We start from the raw sequence: 7305 nt of genomic DNA, 5'->3' as shown, positions 1-7305 counted from the left end.
TACTGGATGAATGTTGTTTCGAAATCTTGTAGCCGTACATACACCATTTACGACACTAGGTGTTGAATTGAGAATCCTTGCAAATTCCCTGCAAAGTTGAGATGGCTCCATGCCCATTTCTTCCACTGAATATCTCCTCCTGAATAAATTTACTACTTACTATAAACATATGTGGAAATGGAAAAAATGTAACACGGCATGAGTCTATACAGGGGAAATCCACTTCTTATTTAATCCTCTAAAAACAAAATTAGTAGCCGAATGGTATGGTTTTCTTACATGGAAATATGTAGTGTGGCGTCAATGACACGTCTCTAACTGTCTGGCAACGAAAACACTACCTATTTGTACCCCCATACAAGAATCATTTATTGTAAACGTTAATAAGCAAATGTGGTTTTTAGGCTTTGGAATATAAAACAAAATTTCTCTTATTGAGGATCTTGTGGAGCGTAGAAGATAAATGCCTAAAATTAATTTCGAATAAATCTATAAAAATCGTCTGTAATAAAACTTTTCATAAAAAAGAATTGATGATAATGCCCATTTCGCCAAATCTACCACCTCTTGTTTCTTGAAGAACCTGGGTCTGCGAATCTAACGATAATGATAGTCGCGGTCTATTTTAAGGGGTTGTTCGTATCTAGGATAGCAGGCTTGAGCCAAATATGCTTTTATTTGTCCATGGCCTTTTTCGGTTGCTGTAAAGAGTGGTCAATGATGTATCGTTTGCTCAATCATGGTTAAGTTAACTTCGTCAAGTTAATCAACCTGTCTGCTGCTGATCGTCTAGAAAACACTGGAAAGAGCTTTAATATGACGGTATAAAATCCTTTGAGTAACAGAAAATTAATGGAAAAAGGTTCGCTGAAAGGAGGAGCAATATGATGGAGAAAAAAATTGAAAACAAAACATCCTTGGTTTGGAAAATGGCGATTGCATCTGCTGTTTCTTGGGAAGTGGCAAAACTAGTGGGCTCTGAACACCCATATTTAGCACCTCTATCCGTTATATTATGTTTGCAAACGACCATAGATAAGTCAATTCGATTTTCTCTTCATCGTATTGTGGGAACTGCCATTGGGGTCATTTTAACAGCCTACCTTGTTAGTCACCTACATATGAATGGTTGGATATTAGGCCTATTAATGTTAGGTGGGACCTACATTGCAAAGTGGTTAAGATTAGATGAAACGGTTTTACATCAGGTAGCCCTCACCATTTTATTAGTATTCACGTTTGAACGAAACTCTAAAGATTATGCAATGGATCGAATAATCGATACGATGATCGGCGTCATCATCGCCATTTTGGTTCATATGTTCTTTTTTCCGCCAAACTATACAAAAAAGGCAGCGGAATCTTTTCAGAAATTAGCTCATCAGCTTTCTGACATACTTTTAGAACTTTCCAAATGGGTTCAATCTGAGTGGGGACAAGGAAAGGGGGACTTAGTGGAGTATAAAATGAACAATCTCCTACAGGAGTTACATACGACAAAAGAAATGTTACAAACGGCTTCTCAGAGCTTAAAATTCAACCCATTCAGTAAAAAGCATAAAATCATTCTTTCAAGATATCAAATACAGATGCAAAAGATGAATGCGGGATATGAGTATATATCAAATATAGTGAAAACATTAAAAGAATGGTAAAAGAAGGGGCTTTATCTTCAAGCGACAAAATGGAGTTGGGCAATGATTTAAAAATGTTAAGTGAATTTTTTGATGATTTTAAAGGAATACAACAGGGTGAAATAAACAACTGGAAACAGAACGAACAGAAAATGCTATTGGAATCTCTCCGTTCAAAAATGCTGTTGTACCCACCGCCTAATCATAAGGTCTATAAAGACTCTTTTTTTTTAGAAACCATTAAATTGCTGAAAAACTTATAATATTTTTTCGGAAAAAGAATATGGATATACAGATGTAGATGTAATGAGGTAAAAGCGGGGGAGTAAAATGGATGATATCCACCGAATTTTGGATGTAGTCGCCGATTCTAAGAATGCTATGGTATTGGCTACCATAATTAAAGTAGAGGGGTCCGCTTATAAAAAAGAAGGGGCCTCCATGTTGATTTTAGGGGACAAAACAAGAGTTGGAATGTTATCTGCCGGTTGTTTAGAAGAAGATCTTGTTGAAAGGGCAGAGCGAGTTTGGGCTACAGGAGAGCCCTTGATTGTTTATTTTGATATGAGTGAGGAGGACGATTTATCCTGGGGACAGGGAGTTGGCTGTCATGGTGTTTTGACGGTTTTACTCGAGCCTGTAAAAGGGGAATTAGAAAAAAATCTTAGGATAGTAAAGAAATGCTTAGATGTAAAAAAGTCTGTTACTCGAATGAAACGATTCACTAAAAACTTAGAGTCAAGGGAAGATATGTATATCGTTGAAGATGGCAGAGTGTTTGGAACTGGGGATGTTAAGGAACTAGGCTATATTCAAAAACTGAGAAATAAGAAACCCCTTTATGATATGGAAAAGGGAATCAAAAGGGATGAACATACGTCTGATTTATTTTTTATCCATCAGATGGTTCCAAAACCTTGTTTATATATCTTTGGAGCAGGGGAAGATGCTAAGCCATTAGTTTCTTTGGCAGCTGATATAGGCTTTCATGTCACAGTGATTGACTGGCGTCCTGCTTTATGTCATAGCGACCATTTTCCTAAAGCCAACGATTTGATTGTAGGAGTACTGGAAGAAGTAATGGAGGGTCTGAGCATTACACAAAGGGATTTTATAGTCATTATGACACACAGCTTTCAAAAAGATCAGATCATTTTACATAAATTTAAAAATATGGATGTGTTTTATAAAGGTGTATTAGGCCCTAGGAGGCGTACGGAACGGCTATTAGGCGGGGCAGAGATTCCAGAAGATATTCATTCCCCCATTGGGCTTCCCATTGGGGCACAAGGCCCTGAGGAAATTGCGATAAGTATTGTTGGCGAGATGATTAAAAAAATGCGAAAACAAAGGTCTACCTCATGAAAACAGTAGCTATTTATCTGGCAGCTGGTACAAGCAGACGTATGGGGACGGATAAGCGAAGTTTACTTCTTAATGGAGTCTCCCTAGGAAGTCTGGCTCTTAAAAATGCCTTATTATCTAAACTAGATCATATTTTCGTTATCACTAGAAAGGGAGATTCACTCCATTGGCTTTCGGCATTTTTCTTTTTAAATCCAATGTCAAATAAGTGGAGTCAGGTGGAATGTGAGCAAGCGGATAAGGGACAAAGCCGCTCCATACAATGTGGTTTAAAAAGAGCATTAGAGAATGAGGCTGATGCCGTTATCATTATCCTTGCAGATCAGCCATTTGTCACCACAGATATTATCAATACGTTAATTGATTCCTACCAAAGGGAGCACCACTATTCATTTATAGCTGCTGAAAATCAACATCTTCCTATGCCCCCTATCTTATTGTCAAATCAATGTTTTCCAGTATTACATCAGTTAAAGGGAGATCAAGGCGCTCGGTATGTCATCCGTGAAAGTATGATAAATACGGGAAAAATGATCAACTTTCAAGACCCTTTGCTTTTTTATGACGTAGATACAGTTGAAGACTACACTTTACTACTGAATAAATTCGGGGAGTGAATGAGTTGGAGTATATCGGGAAAAGTGTTATTCGAAAAGAGGCCCTTGAAAAAGTGACAGGAACGGCGAAATATACAAATGATTTTGAAGAAACTGGTACATTACACGCAAAAATGTTGATTAGTCCATATGCTCATGCCAATATTGCTTGTATTGACTTTTCAGAAGCTTGGAAGATTCCTGGAGTGAGAGCGATATTGGGCGATGAACCTTTTCCGCTTGTAGGTGAAGAAATTAAAGACAGGTCGCCGATTGCTTATAAAAAAGTCAGATACCATGGTGAGCCAGTTGCTGTTGTTGTTGCGGAAAATCCAATCATAGCTAAAAAGGCAGTGTGTGCCATCAAAGTGTCCTATGAACCTCTTCCCGTCGTCAATTCCCCCCGTGGAGCCTTCCAGAAGAATGCTCCCCTCGTCCATGAACATTTGGACCGCTATGAGAAGAAGGAAGGTGTATACCCAGTTCCGAAGACAAATATCGCAAATCTAAATAAAATTAGAAAAGGAAACATTGAAGAAGGGTTTAGGGAAAGTGATGTGGTAGCAGAGTTTCAAATTTCCTTTAATCCTTCTGATCACGCTGCTATGGAAACAAGATGCTCGATTGCTGAAATACGAGCGGATGGGGAGATTATCATTACCACATCCTCTCAAGCTCCTTTTGCCATTAAAAAATTAATGGAGTGGTATTTTGGAATTGAACCTGGAAAGGTAATCGTCAAAACACCTTTAGTAGGAGGGGCGTACGGGGGAAAAGCAGCAGTTCAGTTAGAGGTTATTGCATATTTGGCATCAAAAGCAGTTGGAGGCCAGCCCGTAAAATTATTTAATTCGAGAGAAGAGGATATGATCACATCTCCTGTTCATATAGGATTGGATGCTATTGTAAAATTAGGAGCAACAAAAGATGGAATCTTAAAGGCGGCAGACATTCAATTTTTATTTGATGGCGGAGCATACTCCGATAAAGGAGTTGACGTCAGCCGAGCTGGAGCGGTTGATTGTACGGGTCCATACGCAATCGACCATATATGGTGTGATTCATATTGTATGTATACGAATCATCCATATCCCAGTGCATTTAGAGGCTATAGTCATGCTGAAGTTTTATTTGCCTTTGAGCGAACGATGGATGTATTGGCGGAAAAGCTAAACATGGATCCATTGGAACTCCGCTATAAAAATGCCATTCGTCCTGGTGATACTACACCTACTCAAGTTCTTCTCAATTCAAGCACGGTCGGAAATGTACCAAAATGTATTGAAAGATTGAAGGAATTAATGAATTGGGATGAGGGGCAGAGAATTGAAATCGATGATCGGAAGATACGGGCAAAGGGAATGAGCTGCATTTGGAAAACCTCGACATTTGATACAAATGCAACATCTGGGGTTATTTTAACCTTTAATTCTGATGGAAGCATTAATTTGATGTCGGGGATAGTGGAAATAGGAACAGGGACAAAAACAGTATTAGCCCAAATCTTAGCGGAACGAATGAAAATGGATATAAGTAAAATTCACGTAAAAATGCTTGTAGATACACAAACAACACCTGAGCATTGGAAAACTGTAGGAAGCAGAGGAACTTTAATGGGAGGAAGAGCCGTATTAAATGCGGCGGAAGAAGCCATTCGAAAGCTTAAGGAAGTGGCATCATGTGTTTTAAGAGTTCCTGTCGAGGAATTAGAAGTGGCTGATGGAAAGGTTTATTTTTTAGATAATCCTAATGTAAATGTTGAAATAAAAGACATTGCTTACGGATATACATTTCCTAATGGAAATACCATTGGCGGCCAAATTATTGCGAGCGGCAACTACACATTAACCCGGATGACGAATTTAGACCGAGAAACAGGAAAAGGAAAGCCGGGTCCCGAGTGGGCTGTAGGTGCTCAGGGAATTGAAGTTGAGTTAGATAAACGGGATTATACGTATCGAATTACAAAAGCCTATTCTGTTGTGGATATAGGAACTGTATTGAATGAAAAAGCTGCAAGGGGCCAAGTAATGGGGGCGATGAGTATGGGAATTGCATTTGGAGGAAGAGAAACCTTTGTATTTGATCCATATGGAAGAGTATTAAATCCTCAACTTAGAACATACAGACCCCTTCACTATGGAGAGCAGCCTGAATATATCATTGAATTTATCGAAACTCCGCATATTATAGCGCCTTATGGGGCACGTGGCGGCGGGGAACATGGACTGTTGGGGATGCCAGCAGCATTAGGAAATTGCCTTTCTGCTGCTTTAGGTGTCCAATTGAATCATCTTCCTCTTATTCCTGAACGATTATGGAGGACGCAAGAGGGGTGGAAAGATGATACCGTTTGATTTTGAATACTTTAAACCGAAGACAATTCAAGAAACAACCAATCTATTTCACTCTCTTGCGGCCGAAAAGAGAACACCTTTGTATTATTCTGGCGGCACAGAAATTATAACGTTAGGAAGGTTGAATCTCATATATACGGATGCAGTTATAGATATTAATGCACTTCCGGAATTTCAAACCATCCGCTTTTATGAAAATGATCTGGTGATCGGAGCGGGCGTGTCATTAACAAAACTGGAGGAAGAAAATCCATTTCCGCTATTAAGTAAAACAGTCAGTGAAATTGCGGATCGGACGACTCGAAATAAAATCAGCCTGGGCGGAAACATTTGCGGGGGCATCTATTACCGTGAGGCCGTGCTGCCGTTGCTGATTTCTGATAGTTTGATAGGGATTGCAGGGAGAGCGGGGATTCATTACCGCCCCATAAATAAAGTATTTAACAAGGAAATACAATTGCAAAAAGGAGATTTTCTATTTCAAATCCTTATCGATCGAACGTACGTTGACTTGCCATTTGTCAGTATCAAAAGAAGACAGCAGTGGAATGTCGGGTATCCATTGGTGACAGTCTGTGCGCTGAAAAAAGATGATGAGATCAGAATGGCCTTCAGCGGCGTATGTCCCTTTCCGTTTCGTTCTGCTGAAATGGAGGCTGTGCTTAACGATAAAAGCCGATCAGCAGAAGAAAGAGTACGCAGGTCTTTACAGTATGTACCCAAACCCGTTCTTGATGATGCGGAAGGATCAAGTGAATATCGAATATTTGTCCTGCAACATGCAATCTTGGATGCCTTACATGAATTAGAAGGAGGCCCAAATGCCTAATCATATTACATTAAAAATAAATGGTAAGAAAAGACAGATTACCGTCAGACCAGCCGATACTTTGTTATATGCCCTTCGTCTTCGTCTTGGATTAACCGGTTCAAAGCCAGGCTGCTTAAATGGTGATTGTGGCGCCTGTACGGTATTAATAGATGGGGTACCGATGAAATCCTGTTTAATGCTTGCAGTCGAAGGGGGAGGAAAGGACATTACCACAATTGAAGGACTTATCAATACGCCGATTCAAAAGGCTTTTATTGAAAAATTTGCGTTTCAATGTGGTTATTGTACACCGGGTTTTCTCATGAATTGCCATGCTTTAGTGAATACTGAGCCGAATGCAAGTGATGAAACGATCAAAAATTGGCTGGAGTCCAATATTTGCAGATGTACGGGTTATAGGGAGATTGAAGAAGCGGTTAAATCGGTTTTACATACAGGGAAAGGGGCTCATTAGCTCGTTTATCTTGCGATTGTACGGAGAACTATAATACATTTGATTTGTGCTTGTAGATATCTACCAT

General features: G+C 39.4%; 5 protein-coding genes and 2 pseudogenes. 6 read left to right on the top strand and 1 reads right to left on the bottom strand.

The features are described from left to right. Positions 1–126, bottom strand: a pseudogene (locus tag CW370_RS21815) (DUF1259 domain-containing protein); the annotation flags it as partial. A 758-nt stretch (positions 127–884) separates the two neighbouring features. Here CW370_RS21815 and CW370_RS08415 point away from each other — a divergent pair. The 6 genes and pseudogenes from CW370_RS08415 (at position 885) to CW370_RS08390 (ending at position 7238) form a co-directional block, all read left to right on the top strand. Beyond that, a pseudogene (locus CW370_RS08415) lies at positions 885–1897 on the top strand (FUSC family protein). A 67-nt stretch (positions 1898–1964) separates the two neighbouring features. Beyond that, positions 1965–2999, top strand: coding sequence for an XdhC family protein (locus CW370_RS08410; protein WP_101169574.1), 1035 nt, complete (start codon positions 1965–1967; stop codon positions 2997–2999). Continuing rightward, on the top strand, positions 2996–3616 hold the full coding sequence (locus CW370_RS08405; protein ID WP_101169573.1) for an NTP transferase domain-containing protein: 621 nt from the start codon (positions 2996–2998) through the stop codon (positions 3614–3616). Before CW370_RS08410 ends, CW370_RS08405 begins: the two co-directional genes overlap by 4 nt. 5 nt (positions 3617–3621) lie before the next feature. Continuing rightward, positions 3622–5952, top strand: a complete 2331-nt coding sequence (locus tag CW370_RS08400; RefSeq protein ID WP_101169572.1) for a xanthine dehydrogenase family protein molybdopterin-binding subunit — start codon at positions 3622–3624, stop codon at positions 5950–5952. Next, positions 5939–6781 carry an FAD binding domain-containing protein gene (locus CW370_RS08395; protein ID WP_101169571.1) on the top strand — a complete coding sequence of 281 codons (843 nt, stop codon included), beginning with the start codon at positions 5939–5941 and terminating at the stop codon, positions 6779–6781. The genes CW370_RS08400 and CW370_RS08395 overlap by 14 nt, the downstream gene beginning before the upstream one ends. Further along, complete coding sequence (locus CW370_RS08390) at positions 6774–7238, top strand: (2Fe-2S)-binding protein (protein WP_101169570.1); 465 nt, start codon at positions 6774–6776, stop codon at positions 7236–7238. Before CW370_RS08395 ends, CW370_RS08390 begins: the two co-directional genes overlap by 8 nt. The last annotated feature ends 67 nt before the right edge of the window (positions 7239–7305 follow it).

This window comes from Bacillus sp. SN32 (assembly GCF_002837495.1).
Lineage (GTDB): Bacteria > Bacillota > Bacilli > Bacillales > Bacillaceae > Bacillus > Bacillus subtilis.
The sequence above is the reverse complement of the archived record's forward strand: the minus strand, read 5'-3'. Positions and strand labels throughout refer to the sequence as shown.